Here is an 18,534-nt window from a genome sequence, read left to right on the forward strand (position 1 = left end):
CGCAAAAGGGAGCCTTAAGGCTCCCTTTTTTTATCCTTCTATGCGGGCAAACCGCGGTATGGATTTGCCATCCACCTCAACGGTTTCAGTAAACATCGATAACGGACGCACCCACAAGGCACGTTCGCCATAAAAGGGACGATACACCACCAACTGCGACTCATCTTCCGAGTGCGTCGCCACACCAATCACCTCGTAGTCGTTGCCCTTGTAATGGCGATAACGCCCAGGAGCTATGCTCATATCAGTTCTCCTCCTGAAGCTGCCACTGGGGTCTGCGCAGGCGTTGCAGTTGCCATAGCATCAACAGTGCCTGCACACCCAGTAACAGTAAGCTTATCATCAGCATGCCTTGCCAACCGGTCATGGTCAGCACCACACCGGCGCCTAAAGACGCCAGCGCCTGCATGGAAAACACCACCGCATCATGCAAGCCCTGCACCTTCGCCTTGTGCGTGCCGTCCTGCATCTGGTTGAGGATCACCGTACCGCCCAGGAACAAGAAGTTCCAGCCAATGCCCAACAACACCAGCGCAGTGAAATAATTCATCCAGGCCTGACCGGCAAACGCCATCATGATGGTCAGCACATAAGCGACACTGCCCAACCAGGCAACCCGAACAGGGCCCCACTGACGGATCAACCAACCGCTGAACAGACTGGGTAAAAACATCGCCACAATGTGACTTTGTATTACCCACTTAGTGTCTGCCAGCGAATGGCCACTGTGTACATGCATGTGCACCGGCGTCGCGGTCATGATAAAACTCATCAAACCGTAGCCCAGTGCCGAGGCACACAATGCCAGAATAAAACGGGGGTGGGTCAGTGTACCGGATGGCACAACAACGGGGCCGTGGTGGTTGACCCGTGACGCCTGAGGCTGACGATAGAACAGGAACAATATGCCGCATAACAGGCCGATCATGGCCAATGCGTAAAACGCGCCGGCATAGTCAACGTCAGACAGCAGTTTACCGAACACCGCCAGTTCCGGGCCTAAAAACGCTGCCACAAGTCCTCCCAGCAGCACCTTCGAAGCGGCATTGGGGGCCTGTTCAACTGGGACACTTTCCATCGCTGCAAAGCGCAACTGTTGAAAACCACTGATGGCAAATCCCAGCAGTGTGGTCGCTGCAAGAAATACGCTAAAAGCCTGTTGATTGACCGCGTAGGCAGCCACAAGTGCCGCCGTGACCGCCAAACCGGCGCTGCCCAGAAAACCGGCTTGTCGGCCATAGCGGGCCATCGCTCGGGTCATCGGGATCACCGCCACGGCAGTTCCGATAATCATGGTTGCCAGCGGCAATGTCGACAGTGACGGTTGCGGCGCCAGGTGGGCTCCGACTACGCCCCCCAACAACGCCATCATTGCCCCGCCGCTCATCGCCAGGGCCTGGATGACGGTTAACAGCCAGACTTGCTGGCGACCGTTCATTTAGCGACCACGCAAATAAGTGGCAGCCAAGGCTACCACCGGTGCAGCGGTTGGCTTGCCATGCTGCCAGTCACCTTTCTCTACACCACTACCGGCGATGTCGACATGGGTATAGGCCAGCGGATTGGCGTTGTGTTGATTGTGCCGATCCAGACCGGACGCGATGGCCAGAAAGGCCATCGGGAATTGGTGGCCACGGGGCGTGCTCACTGAAGGTGCATTGTTGGACGACAACACATCATCCGCTTTGCTGCGAGGGCGAATAAAGTCAAAGTCTTCGCGCCGTGACAGCGATTGTTCAGCCGGGTCGCCCCACACCTCTCCGGCAGCAATGATCCGCGGTGCAACCTGCTGCTGTTTGGCGGCGCCGTTTTCAACCAACGCGGTGTACGGGCCAAAGGCAATCGCAGCATGACCCGTCAGGGTCGCTACCGAAAACAATTCCGGCGCCTGTGCGCTGACGGCCTCCTCGCGCAGGTGGGACAGAATGTCGGCTAACACCATACGCCCTTCCGCATCGGTATTACCGACCCGTACACGCACCCCTGCATGACTGGTAATGATTTCATCCGGCACAAACGCATCGGCACCGATACTGTTGCGCACGGCGCCCAGTTCAGCCACCACTTTAAGACCTTTGGGTTTGCACTGTTCTACCACTTTCATGAAGCCAGCGACGGCGGCAGCGCCGCCTTTATCGCGACTCATACCGGCCATGTGGCCGCCCACTTTAAGATCCGCGCCACCGGTATCAAAGGTGATCCCTTTACCGGCCAGATACAGGGTTTTGTCGACCGCTCCCTCGGGAGTATATTCCAAACGGATCACTCTCGGCTGGTGACGCTCAACGGCCACAGACGCGCGAGCCACTGCGTGTAACAGCGGGTACTCATTGCATAACCGGGCATCATCTTCGATCACTGACACCGCAACGCTGCCGTCGGTGAAGTGCTCCTGGCAATAGCTGGCGAAGCCGGGAGGCGCCATGCGCTCAGGTTCGGTGCCACACAAGTCCCGCGCAACCCGACGGCCAGCTTCCAATGCACTCAACCAGGCGGTATCAACCTCTGTTTGGGCCAGCAGGCCAATCGCCTCAACCGGTTCTACTGCGTCTTCACCCAGCGACTGGCGGGCTTCAAGCGGCTGCCACAATGCCTGACAAGCACCCAGGTAGGCGACTTCCAGGGCATGTTCAAAGGCGACCGAGGGGGCAGTGACATTCACCACCACCAAGGGTTTGATACTGCCCGCCTGCGCAGCGAGTTGCATGCCGTCCCGTGCCGCATCATACACCCGACGCACATCGTCATAATCCCGATGCAACGGACCCGTCGGCGCAACAATCATACGAGAGCCAGGCAACGCCGTTGCGGTGATCATCAGCGCTTGCTGACCGAGGCGCTGATCGACTTTGGCATGGGCACTGAGCAAATCATTCAGTGGTGCCGGAGCAGCCTGAATGTCTGGATCAGTGATCAGCAGAATGCTGTCCCATTGTGAGGTTTTCAGTGCTGCAGAAAGATCCGCTACATGGTGCGCGCGTGGAAAAGCCATAATTGTCCTGTTGGTAAATTACTGAAGGCCTATTTTGCCTGTCCTTGACCATCCTGCTCAACCTTCTCGAACACAAAACTCAGTTGTTCGGTGTCAGTCTTTGTTGGCAGGGCAACGTGCAGGCCGACCAGACGCACGCCACGGCCTTTGGCCCGTGCCCAGGCTGTTTCCAGCAAGGTGTAGAAATAGTCAGGATCCCAGTCACTAAGCCGGTGTTCAACCGTGGTTTGCTGAAAGTCGCTGAACTTCAGCTTCACGCCCTGACTGGCTATTCGACAATGGGGATCTTTAGCCCGCAGGCGCTGGATGAGTTTCGGCAGCAGCGCCGCTATCATTTGTTTGCAGCCATCCAGATCGTCTAGATCATCGGGCACCGTGCGCTCAACACCGATGGATTTGCGTTCCCGGGACAAGGTCAGACCCCGCTCATCGATACCGTGACTGCGTGACCAGATCACCGGACCAAACTTACCAAACTGCTTCACCAGGTGTTCTAACGGATACCCACGCACATCCGCACAGGTGTAGAGGCCCAGATGGTGGAGCTTCTCCACCGTGACTTTTCCAACCCCCGGGATCTTTCCCAGCGGCAGGTGTTTAACAAACTCGTCCAACTTATCCGGAGTGATCACACACAACCCATCAGGTTTGTTTTCGTCGCTGGCGACCTTTGCCACAAATTTGCACGGCGCCACACCGGCTGATGCCGTCAGACCGGTTTCCTGGTGAATGGCGCGGCGGATATCCTCGGCAATCAGGGTGGCGCTGCCACCAAACAGGGTCACGTCGGAAACATCAAGGTAGGCTTCGTCCAGCGACAACGGCTCAATCTTATCCGTATAGCGTTCGAAAATGGCGCGGATCTGCTTTGACACCTGCACATAAACGTCCATGCGCCCGGGGATCAGCAATAGATCCGGGCACAGTTTCAATGCCAGGCCACTGGCCATCGCCGAACGCACACCAAACTGGCGGGCAAGATAGTTGCAGGTCGAAATAACGCCGCGGCGATCGGCACTACCGCCCACGGCAATGGGTTTATCGCGCAGTGCAGGATTATCGCGCATCTCTATCGCCGCATAGAAACAATCCATGTCAATGTGGATGATTTTTCGCACCGTCAATTAACCACTGTACTTTAATACAGTGCTATTGTGCGGGTATCGCGATAAATTGCAATAAAAAACGCCGCTTGATGCGGCGCTTTATAGGGATGTGACAGGAACGTCAGATGATTTGATTTTGTTTCCACTCTTCGAGCTTTTTGTCTCGAAGGGCTTCTTTTTCCATCCGGGCTTTCTTGCGATCACAAGGCTCAGGGCAATCGCAGGCCTTTTCAATACCCAGCGCACCCAAGCCGCCGCAGCTGCCGGAAATGGTCTTGCGTTGTACCAGATAGCCCACTGCCATCGCGGTGACAACGATCAGAAAAAATACAAAAGCCAGAAAAAAAGTGCTCACGGTGAATCCTGTTACAGCTGGTAAGTTTTAACGTTTTGTTCAAAAGCGGGACTAGTATACTCGAAAAATCCATCGGATTCGCGGCTAATCAACAATACTGCCAAGTGCTCTTTTTCCGCCAGCGCAATGGCCGCTTCTTTGCCCATCACGTTCAGTGCCGTGGCCAGGCCATCAGCGGTCATTGAAGAGGGATGCACCACCGTTACCGCAACCAGATTGTGCTCAATCGGGTAGCCTGTGCGGGGGTCAATCAGATGTGAATAGCGCTTGCCATCCTCTTCATAATAATTGCGGTAATCACCCGAGGTCGCAATGGCATTGTTTCCAATCGAGATCAGACGCTGAACAAGCCGTTGTTCAGAGACCGGTTTCTCCACTGCGATTCGCCACGGCTCATCATTGGCCTTGTGACCTGCCACACGCATTTCGCCGCCAATTTCGACCAGGTAATTTGTGATCCCACGCTGTTCAATCAGGTCGGCCACCACGTCAACCCCATACCCTTTGGCAATGGTCGACAAATCGACGTACAAATCGGTATGGGTCTTTTGCGCGGTGGTATCACCTAACAGGAGCTTATCCAAACCCGTTTGCCCTTTTACCTGTGCAATCAACGCAGCATCAGGCACAGTGACCGGACGCGCTTTAGGGCCAAATCCCCACAGGTTGACCAAGGGACCCACCGTCACGTCAAGCACACCGCCGCTCAGTTCACCGAGTCGCTTGGCTTCGCGCATCACCTGCAGGGTCTGTGCAGACAGTGGAAATGGCTCAACACTGTTCCATTGGTTGAAACGCGACAATTCCGAATCTGCTATGTACGTCGACATTAACTGGTTAACGTTAACCAGCAGTGCGTCGATATCCGCCTGCAACGCGCTACCGTCGACTTTGTCTGCCGTCACCACTTTGACATTGTACGTGGTGCCCATGGTATGGCCCTGCAAATGCAGGCTGTGTAACGCCGTCATTTTCTGGAGGATCATCATCATCACAATGAACACCACCAAGCCCATGACGGCCGCTTTTAATTTCAACATCATTGTTCCAATACAGGTGACACCACTGTGGTGCCTTTGACCTAATAAAAAAGGGGCAAACTGCCCCTTCCTTTGTATTTTGCGGGGTCTGCAAATGCAGCCCCTCATCCTGCATCAATGACTAGCCGCCAAAGTCATCCAACAGGATGTTTTCATCTTCAACGCCCAAATCCTTGAGCATGTTGATAACGGCAGCGTTCATCATCGGTGGCCCACACATGTAGAACTCACAATCTTCAGGCGCAGGGTGATCCTTCAGGTAGTTTTCCAGCAACACCTGGTGGATGAAGCCTGTGTGACCTTCCCAGTTGTCTTCCGGTTGCGGATCAGACAAGGCCACGTGCCACTCAAAGTTGTCGTTTTCTTTGGCCAGCATGTCGAAATCTTCTACATAGAACATTTCGCGCAATGAACGGGCACCGTACCAGAAGGTGATCTTACGATCCGTTTTGATACGACGCAGCTGGTCGAAAATGTGCGAACGCATCGGCGCCATACCTGCACCACCGCCGACGAATACCATTTCGGCGTCGGTTTCTTTGGCGAAGAACTCACCAAAGGGTCCGGAGATGGTCGCTTTGTCACCTTCCTTCAGGCTCCAGATATAGGAAGACATTTTACCGGCCGGCAGGCTCAGGTTGTTGGGCGGCGGCGTTGCGATCCGCACGTTCAACATGATGATGCCTTCTTCTTCCGGATAGTTAGCCATCGAATAAGCACGGATGGTTTCGTCGTCGACTTTTGACTCAATGTCAAAGAAGCCAAAGCGTTCCCAATCGCCGCGATATTCTTCTGGAATGTCGAAGTCTTTGTATTTGACGTGATGAGGTGGCGCCTCAATCTGAATGTAGCCACCGGCACGGAAAGGTACACTCTCACCGTTAGGGATTTTCAGCTTCAGTTCTTTAATGAACGTTGCTTTGTTGTCATTAGAAATGACTTCACAATCCCATTTACGGATACCGAACACTTCTTCCGGCAGTTCAATGTCCATGTCTTGCTTAACCGCAACCTGACAGGACAAACGGCAGCCTTCACGAGCTTCACGCTTGGTGATGTGGTCCAGCTCAGTTGGCAGGATTTCACCGCCACCGGATTTAATGTCAACACGACACTGGCCACATGAGCCACCGCCACCACAGGCGGAAGAGACAAAAATACCACTGTCGGCCAATGCGCCCAACAGCTTGCCACCCGGTGAAGCAGTAATTGCCTTGTCTGGATCACCGTTGATGGTAATGGTTACGTCACCTGAGGGCACCAGCTTGGATTTGGCGAACATGATAATGAACACCAACGCCAATACGATGGCGATAAACATGCCTACACCCAGGTAAATTTCTACTTGATTCATCGTTAAAACTCCTCAGTGTCGCTGTTTACAGGGCTACGCCGGTGAACGACTGGAAACCCAGCGCCATCAGGCCTGCAATCATGAAGACCGATCCCAGACCACGAATGCCTTCAGGCATATCTGCGTACTTCAGCTTCTCACGCACGGCTGCCAGCAGGGTAATGGCAATCGCCCAGCCCAGGCCACTGCCCACGCCGTACACGATGCTCTCTGTGAAGTTATATTCACGCTGAACCGCGAATGCGACACCACCGAAAATGGCGCAGTTAACCGTGATCAATGGCAGGAAAATCCCCAATGCGTTGTACAACGCCGGGAAAAACTTATCCAGACTCATTTCCAGGATCTGTACCAGAGCGGCGATAACACCGATGAAGGTCAGGAAGTTCAGGAAGCTCAGGTCAGCATCCGGAAAGCCTGCCCATGCCAATGCACCGGGCGCCAGAATGTTAACGTAAATCACCTGGTTAACCGGTACTGAGATACCCAGCACCACAACCACTGCGACACCAAGGCCCATGGCGGTTTTTACTTTCTTTGACACTGCCAGGAATGTACACATCCCGAGGAACAGTGACAGGGCCATGTTCTCGATGAAAATCGAGCGAACAAACAAACTCAGATAATGTTCCATCACTTACTCCTTGGGCTCAACCTGGGCAGGGCGAATCGTACGGATAAACCAGATCATACCGCCAATCAGGAAGAATGAACTGAACGGCAAAATCAACAAGCCGTTACCTTGATACCAGCCACCGTTTTGGATCAACGGCAGGATTTCAAAGCCCAGGATGGTGCCGAAGCCCGCCAGTTCTTTGATCGTACCGATCACAATCAGGATGAAGGAATAACCCAGACCATTACCAATGCCGTCCAGGAAGCTCATCAGCGGTGGACTCTTCATCGCATACGCTTCTGCACGTCCCATCACGATACAGTTAGTGATGATCAAGCCAACGAACACCGACAGCTCCTTGGCAATCTGATAGGAGTAGGCCTGCAGGATCTGGTCTACAACGATTACCAGTGACGCAATGATGGTCATCTGAATGATGATCCGCACACTCGAAGGAATGTGATTACGGATCAGCGAGATAAACAGGTTGGAGAAAGCCACAACCGAGGTCAATGCCAGAGACATTACCAGCGCCGTTTCCAACTTGGTGGTGATTGCCAGCGCTGAACAGATGCCCAGAACCTGTAATGCAATCGGGTTGTTGTCCAGGACAGGCCCGAACAATACCTTTTTCATTTCTTTTGTATCAGCCATTGTTCAATACCTCTCTAGGATTTCCAGCTCTGGCGCTTCAGGAAAGTGCCATAACCGTTTTCACCCACCCAGTAGCTCAGGGTGTTTTGCACACCATTACTGGTCAGGGTTGCACCTGACAGGGCATCAACGGAATATGGGTTATCGGCGGCAGCGTTTTTCTTCACCTGAATGGCAACGTCACCATCCTTGTAAAGTTTCTTGCCGTCCCACTTCGCTTTCCAACTGGGGTTTTGAACTTCACCGCCCAATCCGGGGGTTTCTTTGTGCTTGTAGTACACCAACTCACGGGTGGTATTGCCGTCAGCATCTACCGCCAGGAAGCCGTACATCAGATCCCACAATCCACTGCCGTGCACCGGCAACACAATGCGACTGACCGCGCCACTTGGGTCTTTGACCAGATACACACTGGCGACGTCAGGACGGGTCTGGAAGCCCACGTTGGAGTTCTCTACGCGGCTGCTGTACTCGGGCATTTTCGCCGCTTTGTACATGTCATAGCCTTCATAGGGAGCGTCCACGAACTGACCTGTATTGAGGTCGACGAAACGCTCTTCAACCAACGCATCGTAGGTTTCCATGATTTTGCCGTTAGCTTGCTCAAGCAGGCCAGCGGCTTCGAGAATATTGGTTTGCTTGTCCAATGCTGCATTGGTCTGTTGCAACGAACGCAGACCGACCGCGGCACCCGATACAACAATGGAGCACACCAAACACACTGCCAGCACGATGCCGACGGTTTTTCCTAAGGTTTCCTTCTTAGCCGACACGTGCAACCCTCCGCTTGATGTTACTTTGTGCAACGAAATAGTCGAATAGTGGCGCCCACAGGTTGGCAAACAGAATGGCCAACATCATTCCTTCAGGGAATGCAGGGTTAAGTACACGGATCATTACGGTCATGAAACCGATCAGGATACCGTATGCCCACTTGCCTTGGTTGGTAAAGGACGCCGACACCGGATCGGTCGCCATAAAGAACATACCAAAAGCAAAGCCACCCAATACCACGTGCCAGTACCACGGCATGGCAAACATGGGGTTGGTGTCGCTACCGATCATATTCAGCAAAGTGCTGAAGAACATGGCACCGAGCAATACACCCAGCACGATGCGCCATGAGGCGATGCGCAGGTAAATAATCGCCAGGCCACCAATCATCAGCATCAGGGTGGAGACTTCACCCATGGAGCCTTGAATGTTGCCGTAGAAAGCGTCCCACCACTGGGCGTTGATGCTCCAGTCGGTGAATTCACCGGCCGCGGCTTTACCCAACCATGTTGCACCCGAGAAACCGTCGGCAGCCGTCCAGATCGCATCACCGGAGATTTGTGCCGGATAAGCAAAGTACAGGAACGCACGACCAGACAAGGCGGGGTTCAGGAAGTTACGGCCAGTACCGCCAAACACTTCTTTGGCGATAACGACACCGAAGGTAATACCCAATGCGACCTGCCACAGTGGGATGGTAGCGGGCAATGTCAGCGCAAACAGGACCGAGGTAACGAAGAAGCCTTCGTTCACTTCGTGCTTACGCACAGAAGCAAACAACACTTCCCAGAAGCCACCGACCACAAAGGTGGTCAGATAAATCGGCAGGAAGAAACAGGCGCCGTAGGCCATCATGCCCAGCCAGGTCACACCATCAACACCCAGCTCACCGCCCAGGGCAGTAAACAAGGCCGCCTGCCACATGTCAGGCAAGGTGCCTGCACCGGCGGCAATCGCCATGTGCGCCTGTGCACCGATATTGTACATGCCGTAGAACATGGCCGGGAATGTTGCCATCCAAACCATGATCATGATGCGTTTCAGATCGATGCTGTCTTTTACGTGGGTGGTCGATTTGTTGACCTTACCCGGCGTGTAGAAAATGGTCGCGGCTGCTTCATACAGGGCGTACCACTTTTCATACTTACCACCCGGTTCAAAATCGGGTTCAATTTTCTCTAAAAATGCTTTCAAACCCATGAATTAGCCCTCTTTCTCAATCGTGGTCAGACAGTTACGCAAGATTGGGCCGTAATTGTATTTGCCAGGGCAAACGTACGTACACAACGCCAAATCTTCTTCGTCCAACTCCAGACAACCCAGTGACTGCGCACCGTCGGTGTCACCGGAAATCAAGTCGCGCAACAACAAGGTTGGCAAAATGTCCAATGGCATGATCCGCTCATAGTTGCCAATCGGCACCATGGAACGATCGGAGCCGTTGGTGGTGGTGGTCATATTGAACAGACGCTTGGGGCTCAGGTGGCCCAGATAGGCACGGGTCACAGAGTGTTTGTCGCCGCCTGGACGCAGCCAGCCGAACAGCTCTTTTTCACGGCCTTCCAGCAAAGCTGAAATCTGGGTGTGATAGCGTCCCAGATAGCCATGTACGCCATAGGCGTGGCTACCTTGCAACACAGAACCGGATACCACACGCACTTCACCGTCTTTAAGCTCATTGGCAGTGATTTGCGCAGTATCCGCGCCCATCACCGTGGTCAGCAAACGGGGATTCTTCACCGCCGGGCCGCCCAATGCAACAACACGACGGTTGTCGATCTTACCGGTGGTAAACAGGGCACCGATTGCAATCACATCCTGATAGCCAACGTGCCAGACGGTTTTACCCGCGCCAGCGGCATCAATGAAGTGAATGTGGGTACCCACCAGACCGGCAGGGTGTGGGCCGTCAAATTCGCGAACCTCAACGCTGGCGTCACCGGTGGCAACGTCGCTACCGTAGGCTTTGGTCACATAGACCGTGCCTTCGGTGAGATTTTTCAGCACCTTCAGACCGCTGATAAAGTCATCTTTACGCGCAGCAATCACAACCGCAGGATCGGCGGCCAGAGGATTGGTGTCCATGGTGTTGACGAAAATCGAACGGGGAGCACTGCCCAGCGCAGGGATCTTGCTGTAAGGACGGGTACGAATACCGGTCCACAAGCCAGAATCCACCAACTGCTTCTCAACCGCGTCGCGGTCGATGCTGGTCAGTTGTGCCTGCTCATAAGCGGTAAACGTTTCTTCGTCATCACCCTGTACATCAATCACAACGGATTGCAGTACACGCTTGGCGCCACGGTTGACTTCAGAGACGGTACCGGCTGCGGGTGCTGTGAATTTAACCCCAGGATTCTTTTTGTCTTCAAAAAGAACCTGACCTTTTTTCACAGTGTCACCTACCTGAACATACATGGTAGGCCGCATGCCGACGTATTCTTCACCCAAAACTGCCACACGCGTAATCGCGGGACCGTCGTGGATTTGCTGTGTTGGCGCACCCTCAATGGGGAGGTCCAAACCTTTCTTGATTTTTATCATACGCAATCGCACTACTTTTAAACTAAAGACAAATCACGATTAGACTCTCAGCCCCACCACCCACAGTGGAAAGCCCAATCGTGATACGGTAAATGCTTTGCCGAGAAAACGACGAAAAGCGAACGGCACCTGCACCGTATATCCGGCCACGCCTCCTGTGCTGTACAGGGTAGCAAGCCATCCCAATAAGCGCTAAATAATTCCGCTACGCTTAACTACGGGATTTTAGCATTAATCCCCTTGGTTTCGCTATGCCTATTACAGCTAATCACTGATATCACCGGCTTTTTTGCACAAATTATCACCAACACCCCTGCATGAAGCGTGTTCGATTGCTGACAATTCCATGCTGTCGTCATGCGCCAATAAAAAAGCCGTCGAATGACGGCTTTTTCTTCTGCTTACCAATCTGCCAGTGGATTGACATCAGCGTCGTAATCCACCGACGGGATATCAAAACCAAACAGCTTAAGAAACTCGTGATGGTAGCCGGCATAGTCACTCAGGGTGTGGAAGTTTTCCTGGGTCACCTGATCCCACAGGGCTTTGATTTTCGCCTGTGTCGCTTCATTGGTCTCTTTGCCGTCCATACGCAGACGGTTCATGTCATCGGTCTGCGGGTTTTCCAGCAACAGTTTTTCACGGAACAATCCGGTGATTTGCTCGATGCAGCCCTCATGGGTGCCCTCTTCTTTCATGACTTTATAAATCAATGAAATGTACAGTGGCATCACCGGGATCGCCGAGCTGGCTTGTGTCACTAAGGCTTTTAGCGAGGAGACATAGGCCTTAACCGCCTTGTCGTTGTGCCGGGTCTGAATAGCGGCAGCAGCGCGATCCAGGTCTTCTTTGGCTTTACCGATGGTCGCCTGACCATAAATCGGCCAGGTCAGCTCCTTGCCAATGTAGGTATACGCGGTGGTCTTACAATTATCCGCCAGCAAATCTGCATCAGCCAGGGCTTGCAACCACAATTCCCAATCCTCACCGCCCATCACTTTGATGGTGTTTTGGATTTCTTCTTCATTGGCCGGTTCCAATTCGACTTCATGGATCAGATCTTTGTCGGTGTCGTAGGTTTTGGTCTTATAGGCCTGACCAACCGGCTTAAGCGTCGACTTGTAGACTTCACCGGTCTCGGGATCGGTGCGTCGTGGCGAGGCCAGGCTGTAGATAACCAGATCAACCTTGCCCATGTCGGCTTTTAATGTGTCGATGACTTGCTGCTTCATCTCTTTGGAAAACGCATCGCCATTCAGGGTCTTAGCGTACAAGCCAGCCTGCTGAGCTTGTTGATGGAACGCCGCAGTATTGTACCAGCCGGCAGTGCCTGTCTTGCGGTCGCTGGGAGCTTTTTCGAAACAGACACCCAGGGTTTTGGCACCGTAACCGAACGCTGATACGATGCGTGACGCCAGGCCATAGCCGGTTGAACAACCCAACACCAATACATTCTTTGGTCCGTCGCCCAACGCCCCTTGCTGTTTCACGTAGTCGATCTGTTCCTGCACGCTGGCGGCACAGCCCACCGGATGGGCATTAGTGCAAATGAAGCCACGTACTTTGGGCTTGATAACCATAAGTCATATCCTTGTTTGAAATGTGCGCCTATTGTAATCGGCGCACTTCATTAAACAACTCTGAGCAGCTACACACTGTCTGAACCTAAGGCTCCTGGTATTGCTGACGGTTTTTGTAGTATTCCTGTTCAGACAGGGCATGGAACTTCCAGATACCGTCCTGGAATGCTTTATAGGAGGCATACACCTTGGCAAACACCGGATCGGCAGCCACCTGTTCAGCCATGACCTGTTCAGTCGCCTCCCGCAACGCATCCATGACATCTTCAGGCAACGCACGTAGTTGCACCCCGTGCTTTTCTACCAGGGCCTGCATGGCTTCATAATTGCGCGCAGTGTACTCGTCCAGCATATCCTGGTTGGCCGCTCTGGCTGCCACTTCAATGATGGCCTGTAAGTCTTCGGGCAGCGCTTCATAAGCCGCTTTGTTGACCGTGAATTCAAGAGTAGCGCCGGGCTCATGCCAACCACTGTAGTAGTAATAGTCAGCGGCTTTGTACAAACCGAAGGCCAGGTCATTGTATGGACCTACCCATTCTGTTGCATCAATTGCGCCGGATTGCAGTGACGTAAACAACTCTCCACCTGTTAATGCCACGGGCACACCACCCACTTTTTTGAACACCTCACCACCCAGACCGGGGATGCGCATTTTCAGGCCCTGCATGTCTTCGATGCTGTTGATTTCCTTTTTGAACCAACCTGCCATCTGCACGCCGGTATTGCCACCGGCAAACGGGATCACACCAAACGGCTCATACACTTCACGCCACAGTGCCAGGCCGCCGCCGTAGTGCAGCCAGCCATTGAACTCCTGTACGTTCATGCCAAACGGAATGGCGCCGAAGATTTGTGCCGCGGGGGCTTTGCCTTTCCAGTAGTAAGCACCGGAATGGCCCATCTGCACGGTACCGGAAGACACCGCATCAAACACTTCAAATCCGGGCACCAACTCGCCGGCACCATACACTTTGATGGTCAGACGTCCGCCGGACATGCGCTCAACATACTTGGCAAATGTCTCGGGCGCCCGGCCCAGACCAGGAAAGTTCTTCGGCCAGGAGGTGACCAGTTTCCACTCGTAGGTTTGCTGTGGCGCTGCCGTGGTGGTGCTATTACTTTGTGGGCTGTCGCCAGAACACGCGGCCAACACCCACGCCAACAATGTTGCAACCATCACACGGCCGCAGACGTTCATAAGCATTTTCACAATCAGTCTCCATACACTAAATTAGGCAACCAGGTCACCAGCTCTGGCCATATGGCCAGACTTATCAACAATAACAGTTGCATCACAATAAACGGTATCACACCACGATAGATTGCCGTGGTTGGTACGGACGCCGGGGCAACGCCGCGCAGATAAAACAGCGCAAAGCCAAACGGGGGGGTCAGAAATGAAGTCTGCAAATTGACCGCAATCATGATCCCCAGCCAGATCGGATCCACCCCCATGGTTAACAACACCGGCGCCACCAAAGGCACCACCACAAAGGTGATCTCGATAAAGTCCAGGATGAAGCCGAGCAGGAAAATCACCAGCATCACCACCAGCATCGCCATCCATACACCGCCCGGCAACTGTTCAAACAGTTCCTCGATCAGCGTTTCACCACCCAGGCCTCTGAATACCAGTGAAAATATCGACGCACCGATCAGGATCAGGAACACCATCGCCGTCACATGGGTAGTTGACTGGCACACCTCACGCAGTCGCTGCCAATTCAGTGAACCTTGTATCGCAGCCAAAAGCATGGCGCCAAAGGCACCGACACCCGCCGCTTCGGTCGGGGTCGCATAACCCGCCAGTATCGAGCCCAGAACCACCACCATCAGGACCAGAGGCGGTAGCAACGCTTTCAGCAGCCCGGACAGGGAAGCGTGTTCCGGTGTGTCTTTTTCGACATCACCGGCATCTTGGGGACGCAGCACGCTGATCAACAGTACATAACCAATGTACAAGGTGACCAGTAACAGCCCAGGCACCATGGCGCCCACGAATAAATCCCCCACAGAGACCGACTCGGGCGAAAAGATCCCCATGTTCAATTGCGCCTGCTGATACGCACTGGACAACACATCCCCCAGTAACACCAGCGCAATCGACGGCGGAATGATCTGCCCCAGCGTGCCGGTAGCACAGATACTGCCGGTTGCGAATGCCGGTGAATAGCCCCGCTTAAGCATGGTTGGCAGCGACAACAATCCCATGGTCACCACCGTTGCACCGACAATACCGGTACTGGCAGCGAGCAACATACCGACCAGGATCACTGACAGCGCAAGACCGCCATGGAAGCGCCCGAACAATTGCGCCATCGCGGTGAGTAAGCGTTCGGCAATACGGGATTTTTCCAGCATAACGCCCATAAACACAAATAAAGGCACAGCTAACAACGTCTGGTTGGTCATAATGCCGTACAGGCGACTGGGTAGGGCATGCAGGAAGGCACTTTCCAACTGACCGGTCCAAACCCCGATACCGGCAAACAGCAACGCGACACCGGCCAGCGATAAGGCCACCGGATATCCCGCCAGCAGCACCACACACACAACAGCAAACAGGATCAACGGCATAAACTCAATCATGCAGTTTCTCCCTTGTGTAAAGTCAGGGCGTTGCGGATGACCTCGGCAACCCCCTGTAAACACAGTGACGTGGCGAACAATAACAGCAACGACTTAAGGGCATAGACCAACGGCAGCCCACCGGCTTCTCCGGAACGTTCCATCATTTGCCAGGACGTCATCACGTAATCCCAGCACATGACAAAAATGAACACACTGACCGGCATTAGCAACAACACAGCACCGAGCAGATCAACCCAGGCCTTACGCCGCCCGCTGAAGCCCCGATAGAAAATGTCCACCCGCACATGCTCATTTTTCTGTAATGCATACGAACAGGCGAGTAAAAACAGGCTGGCGTGCAGGTACATGACAGACTCTTGCAGGGCTATCCAACCGAGGTTAAAACCGTAACGCAACACCACGATGGCAAATGTGAGAACAACCATCAGCACGCTAAACACGCTGACCATACGGCCCAGCCAGGCGTTGGCCGTGTCGATGCCCGAACGTACAGCGGACAACCAGGAAATGAGGTTCATTGACTAACGCTACTCGGGGCACCCCACAGGGCTTCCCTATCCAATTGAGTTATGTAGCGTTTTTTTAACAAAAAAGGACTGTAAAAGAAACAAAACCAGCGCGGAATCGCGCTGGTCGGGGCAGGCGATCAGGACGCCTGGCGATGCATGCCTCCCAGGCAACGTGGTGAATCCGGGGCTTCACCATACAGGCTGTGCCACTCTTCATCGGTGTAAGTGTGCAATGCCAAGGCATGAATTTCGTTGGCTAATTCATCTTTGAGCACTGCGTTCACCGCACGGTGACGGTTGATCAGACGTTCGCCACTGAATTTGGGCGTCACCAACACCACTTTAAAGTGGGTTTCCGCGCCATCAGGAACGTTGTGCATGAAGCTTTCATTGATCACCTCCAGATGCGCCGGTTCAAAGTGATCCAGTAGCTTTTTTTCGATGTTGTTCTGAATATTCATAGTCGCTCCTGTCCGGTTACTGCATGTTGGGCGAAACTTCCTTTTCACCCTTAAAGTTAGTCTGAATATGCCAAGGACAAAAACCCAATTCCAGCGAGAATTGATAAGCCTTTGTCCTTACTTGTTATATTTTTTTCAGGTTGTTTTTGTGCCGCTTATAACACCTTTCTCTCAGGCCTGTATCCGCCTGAACGTCAGGTTAATACGGCCGTTGTCAATCGATTTCCGCTTCGGCACGGCGTGCTGCCAGTACTGTTGGGTGGTGCCAGACATAATCAGTAAACTCCCGTTTTGTAAAGGAATTCTGATTTTTTGCCCGGTCACTTTGTGGCGCAGATCAAAGTCCCTGCAGCTGCCCAACGTCAACGACGCAATCACAGGCTGGGCGCCAAGCTCGGGTTCATCGTCACTGTGCCAGCCCATGCTGTCGTCTCCGTCCCGATACCAGTTCGCCAGCACCGCATTGAACACCTGACCGGTGTGAGACTGACAACGCTCGCGCAACGATTGCAAATGTTCCGTCCAGGGTTGTGGCAACATCCACAAACCGGAATAACGATAGCGGGCTTGCGGATCGCCGTAATAGGCCTGCAAACGTGGTATCCTTACCGTTCGACCAAACATTTTGATATTATCCTGCCGCCAGTTGAGGCTGTCACACAACGCGCGGTAATGGTCATCGGCATCCCTGACATTCAGAAACGCTGGCACGTACTGCAAGGTGGCGTCCGGTAAATCCAGCGTTTGCAGCGCTGAACTATCATTTGTCGCAAACATATCACCTTGCATCACATCAACCATTGATCGAAGACACATGAACACAGAACTGACCCTGGCAGGGCGCACTCTGCACCTGACACGCTACCCGACAGCTGCCCAACACCCCAGTTTGCAGGCCTGGGATGCTGCTGACGAACTGTTGATAAACCATGTCGTTGAAACCTACGGCGAGCAGTTTAACGGTCGCTGTCACATTTACAATGACGATTTCGGTGCCCTTGGGTGTTGGTTTGCCGCCTGGCAGACCGACTGGGTCAATGACTCGTTTGTCGCCCGTCAGGCCCTACAGGCAAATCTCGATGCAAATCAGTTGATGGCCGCCGAGGTAAACTGCCATGATCCCCTGTGGCAACCTGCATCTCCAGTCGATCGGGTATTGATCAAGATCCCTAAAACCACCGCACTGCTGGAGCACCAGTTAGCACAATTGCAGCCTTGGGTCGGACCGGAAACGCAAATCATTGCTGCAGGTAAAGTCAAAGCCATACACACCTCGACCCTGAAATTATTTGAACGCTATCTGGGGCCAACCACCACATCCCTGGCGAAAAAGAAAGCCAGATTGATTTTCTGCACCCCAACTGCGTCGGGGATTGTACCAATGCCTCCCCCTACCGAGTGGTATACCGACAATCCGCGCTTTCGGATCAGCAATCATGCCAACGTATTTGCCCGTCAGCAGCTCGATATCGGCGCCCGTTTCCTGCTCGATAATTTGCCAGACTGCAGTGGCCAGCGGATCATCGATTTGGGCTGCGGCAACGGGGTGCTGGGATTGCACGTGCTGGCACAGTGGCCCGACAGTCGCGTAACCTTTGTGGACGAATCTTTTATGGCCATTGCCTCCGCACGGGACAATGTCACCGGCAACCTGCAAGATGGGCTACAACGCAGTGAATTTCTGGTCAGCAACTGTCTGGAGCAGTTCAGTGGCGGCCAGGTCGACCGAATACTGTGCAATCCCCCCTTCCATCAACAAAACACCATCACCGACCACATTGCCGATCAGATGTTTGCTGATGCTCGCCAACACTTGCGTCCCGGCGGTGAGTTACGCATCATTGGCAATCGTCATTTGGATTACCCGGCCAAGTTGAAGCGGTTGTTTGGTGGCTACACGGTTGTGGCTGCCAATCGAAAATTCAGCATTTTATCGGCCATTAAACGATAAGGAATT

At 53.5% G+C, this 18,534-nt stretch carries 19 protein-coding genes; 1 reads left to right on the forward strand and 18 read right to left on the reverse strand.

Going from position 1 to position 18,534, the window contains the following annotated elements; translation table 11 throughout:
• Positions 1-30: 30 nt before the first annotated feature.
• From LJ739_RS16640 to LJ739_RS16725, 18 genes are all read right to left on the reverse strand, one after another.
• The gene (locus LJ739_RS16640) at positions 31-243 is read right to left on the reverse strand and encodes a DUF1653 domain-containing protein (protein WP_229162298.1); all 213 of its coding nucleotides are present in this window, start codon (positions 241-243) and stop codon (positions 31-33) included.
• 1 nt (position 244) lies between these two features.
• Positions 245-1,438 (reverse strand): MFS transporter, encoded by a 1,194-nt coding sequence (locus tag LJ739_RS16645; RefSeq protein WP_229162300.1) that lies wholly within the window; start codon positions 1,436-1,438, stop codon positions 245-247.
• Complete coding sequence (locus tag LJ739_RS16650) at positions 1,439-2,992, reverse strand: M17 family metallopeptidase (protein ID WP_229162302.1); 1,554 nt, start codon at positions 2,990-2,992, stop codon at positions 1,439-1,441.
• A 29-nt stretch (positions 2,993-3,021) separates the two neighbouring features.
• Positions 3,022-4,110, reverse strand: coding sequence for a DNA polymerase IV (dinB, locus tag LJ739_RS16655; protein ID WP_229162304.1), 1,089 nt, complete (start codon positions 4,108-4,110; stop codon positions 3,022-3,024).
• Between the two features lie 109 nt (positions 4,111-4,219).
• Positions 4,220-4,453: a (Na+)-NQR maturation NqrM gene (gene nqrM, locus LJ739_RS16660; protein ID WP_229162305.1), complete on the reverse strand. Its 234-nt coding sequence runs from the start codon at positions 4,451-4,453 to the stop codon at positions 4,220-4,222.
• A gap of 11 nt (positions 4,454-4,464) precedes the next feature.
• The gene (locus LJ739_RS16665; RefSeq protein WP_229162485.1) at positions 4,465-5,445 is read right to left on the reverse strand and encodes an FAD:protein FMN transferase; all 981 of its coding nucleotides are present in this window, start codon (positions 5,443-5,445) and stop codon (positions 4,465-4,467) included.
• Positions 5,446-5,614: 169 nt separating this feature from the next.
• Entirely contained in the window at positions 5,615-6,847 is a 1,233-nt protein-coding gene (nqrF, locus tag LJ739_RS16670; protein WP_229162306.1) for an NADH:ubiquinone reductase (Na(+)-transporting) subunit F, read from the reverse strand.
• Positions 6,848-6,872: 25 nt separating this feature from the next.
• Positions 6,873-7,481 (reverse strand): NADH:ubiquinone reductase (Na(+)-transporting) subunit E, encoded by a 609-nt coding sequence (gene nqrE / locus LJ739_RS16675; RefSeq protein WP_229162307.1) that lies wholly within the window; start codon positions 7,479-7,481, stop codon positions 6,873-6,875.
• Positions 7,482-7,484: 3 nt separating this feature from the next.
• A complete protein-coding gene (locus LJ739_RS16680; protein ID WP_229162308.1) occupies positions 7,485-8,117 on the reverse strand; it encodes an NADH:ubiquinone reductase (Na(+)-transporting) subunit D in 633 nt (210 codons plus the stop codon).
• Between the two features lie 14 nt (positions 8,118-8,131).
• The gene (locus tag LJ739_RS16685) at positions 8,132-8,890 is read right to left on the reverse strand and encodes a Na(+)-translocating NADH-quinone reductase subunit C (RefSeq protein ID WP_229162309.1); all 759 of its coding nucleotides are present in this window, start codon (positions 8,888-8,890) and stop codon (positions 8,132-8,134) included.
• On the reverse strand, positions 8,880-10,091 hold the full coding sequence (locus LJ739_RS16690) for an NADH:ubiquinone reductase (Na(+)-transporting) subunit B (protein WP_229162310.1): 1,212 nt from the start codon (positions 10,089-10,091) through the stop codon (positions 8,880-8,882). The genes LJ739_RS16685 and LJ739_RS16690 overlap by 11 nt, the downstream gene beginning before the upstream one ends.
• 3 nt (positions 10,092-10,094) lie before the next feature.
• Entirely contained in the window at positions 10,095-11,435 is a 1,341-nt protein-coding gene (locus LJ739_RS16695) for a Na(+)-translocating NADH-quinone reductase subunit A (RefSeq protein WP_229162312.1), read from the reverse strand.
• Positions 11,436-11,836: 401 nt separating this feature from the next.
• The gene (gene fabV / locus LJ739_RS16700; RefSeq protein WP_229162314.1) at positions 11,837-13,015 is read right to left on the reverse strand and encodes an enoyl-ACP reductase FabV; all 1,179 of its coding nucleotides are present in this window, start codon (positions 13,013-13,015) and stop codon (positions 11,837-11,839) included.
• Between the two features lie 85 nt (positions 13,016-13,100).
• Positions 13,101-14,219, reverse strand: coding sequence for a TRAP transporter substrate-binding protein (locus tag LJ739_RS16705; RefSeq protein ID WP_229162486.1), 1,119 nt, complete (start codon positions 14,217-14,219; stop codon positions 13,101-13,103).
• A gap of 8 nt (positions 14,220-14,227) precedes the next feature.
• A complete protein-coding gene (locus LJ739_RS16710; RefSeq protein WP_267494432.1) occupies positions 14,228-15,604 on the reverse strand; it encodes a TRAP transporter large permease in 1,377 nt (458 codons plus the stop codon).
• Complete coding sequence (locus LJ739_RS16715; RefSeq protein ID WP_229162316.1) at positions 15,601-16,125, reverse strand: TRAP transporter small permease subunit; 525 nt, start codon at positions 16,123-16,125, stop codon at positions 15,601-15,603. The genes LJ739_RS16710 and LJ739_RS16715 overlap by 4 nt, the downstream gene beginning before the upstream one ends.
• Before the next feature lie 128 nt (positions 16,126-16,253).
• On the reverse strand, positions 16,254-16,577 hold the full coding sequence (locus LJ739_RS16720; protein ID WP_229162319.1) for a BolA/IbaG family iron-sulfur metabolism protein: 324 nt from the start codon (positions 16,575-16,577) through the stop codon (positions 16,254-16,256).
• A 171-nt stretch (positions 16,578-16,748) separates the two neighbouring features.
• Positions 16,749-17,354: an alpha-ketoglutarate-dependent dioxygenase AlkB family protein gene (locus LJ739_RS16725; RefSeq protein WP_229162321.1), complete on the reverse strand. Its 606-nt coding sequence runs from the start codon at positions 17,352-17,354 to the stop codon at positions 16,749-16,751.
• 604 nt (positions 17,355-17,958) lie between these two features.
• Between LJ739_RS16725 and LJ739_RS19205 the strand changes: the two genes are divergently transcribed.
• A complete protein-coding gene (locus LJ739_RS19205) occupies positions 17,959-18,528 on the forward strand; it encodes a class I SAM-dependent methyltransferase (protein WP_407646805.1) in 570 nt (189 codons plus the stop codon).
• Positions 18,529-18,534 lie beyond the last annotated feature (6 nt).

The sequence above is a fragment of the Fluctibacter halophilus genome (genome assembly GCF_020687825.1).
GTDB lineage: Bacteria > Pseudomonadota > Gammaproteobacteria > Enterobacterales > Alteromonadaceae > Fluctibacter > Fluctibacter halophilus.

Bases quoted from the DNA above. Each gene is read 5' to 3' on its own strand.
- LJ739_RS16695 (WP_229162312.1), bottom strand. From the start codon at position 11,435: ATGATAAAAATCAAGAAAGGTTTGGACCTCCCCATTGAGGGTGCGCCA.
- LJ739_RS16715 (WP_229162316.1), bottom strand. From the start codon at position 16,125: ATGAACCTCATTTCCTGGTTGTCCGCTGTACGTTCGGGCATCGACACG.
- LJ739_RS16690 (WP_229162310.1), bottom strand. From the start codon at position 10,091: ATGGGTTTGAAAGCATTTTTAGAGAAAATTGAACCCGATTTTGAACCG.
- fabV (WP_229162314.1), bottom strand. From the start codon at position 13,015: ATGGTTATCAAGCCCAAAGTACGTGGCTTCATTTGCACTAATGCCCAT.
- LJ739_RS16705 (WP_229162486.1), bottom strand. From the start codon at position 14,219: ATGCTTATGAACGTCTGCGGCCGTGTGATGGTTGCAACATTGTTGGCG.
- LJ739_RS16710 (WP_267494432.1), bottom strand. From the start codon at position 15,604: ATGATTGAGTTTATGCCGTTGATCCTGTTTGCTGTTGTGTGTGTGGTG.
- LJ739_RS16680 (WP_229162308.1), bottom strand. From the start codon at position 8,117: ATGGCTGATACAAAAGAAATGAAAAAGGTATTGTTCGGGCCTGTCCTG.
- LJ739_RS16665 (WP_229162485.1), bottom strand. From the start codon at position 5,445: ATGATGATGATCCTCCAGAAAATGACGGCGTTACACAGCCTGCATTTG.
- LJ739_RS19205 (WP_407646805.1), top strand. From the start codon at position 17,959: ATGCCTCCCCCTACCGAGTGGTATACCGACAATCCGCGCTTTCGGATC.
- LJ739_RS16720 (WP_229162319.1), bottom strand. From the start codon at position 16,577: ATGAATATTCAGAACAACATCGAAAAAAAGCTACTGGATCACTTTGAA.
- LJ739_RS16640 (WP_229162298.1), bottom strand. From the start codon at position 243: ATGAGCATAGCTCCTGGGCGTTATCGCCATTACAAGGGCAACGACTAC.
- nqrF (WP_229162306.1), bottom strand. From the start codon at position 6,847: ATGAATCAAGTAGAAATTTACCTGGGTGTAGGCATGTTTATCGCCATC.
- nqrE (WP_229162307.1), bottom strand. From the start codon at position 7,481: ATGGAACATTATCTGAGTTTGTTTGTTCGCTCGATTTTCATCGAGAAC.
- LJ739_RS16645 (WP_229162300.1), bottom strand. From the start codon at position 1,438: ATGAACGGTCGCCAGCAAGTCTGGCTGTTAACCGTCATCCAGGCCCTG.
- LJ739_RS16725 (WP_229162321.1), bottom strand. From the start codon at position 17,354: ATGTTTGCGACAAATGATAGTTCAGCGCTGCAAACGCTGGATTTACCG.
- LJ739_RS16650 (WP_229162302.1), bottom strand. From the start codon at position 2,992: ATGGCTTTTCCACGCGCGCACCATGTAGCGGATCTTTCTGCAGCACTG.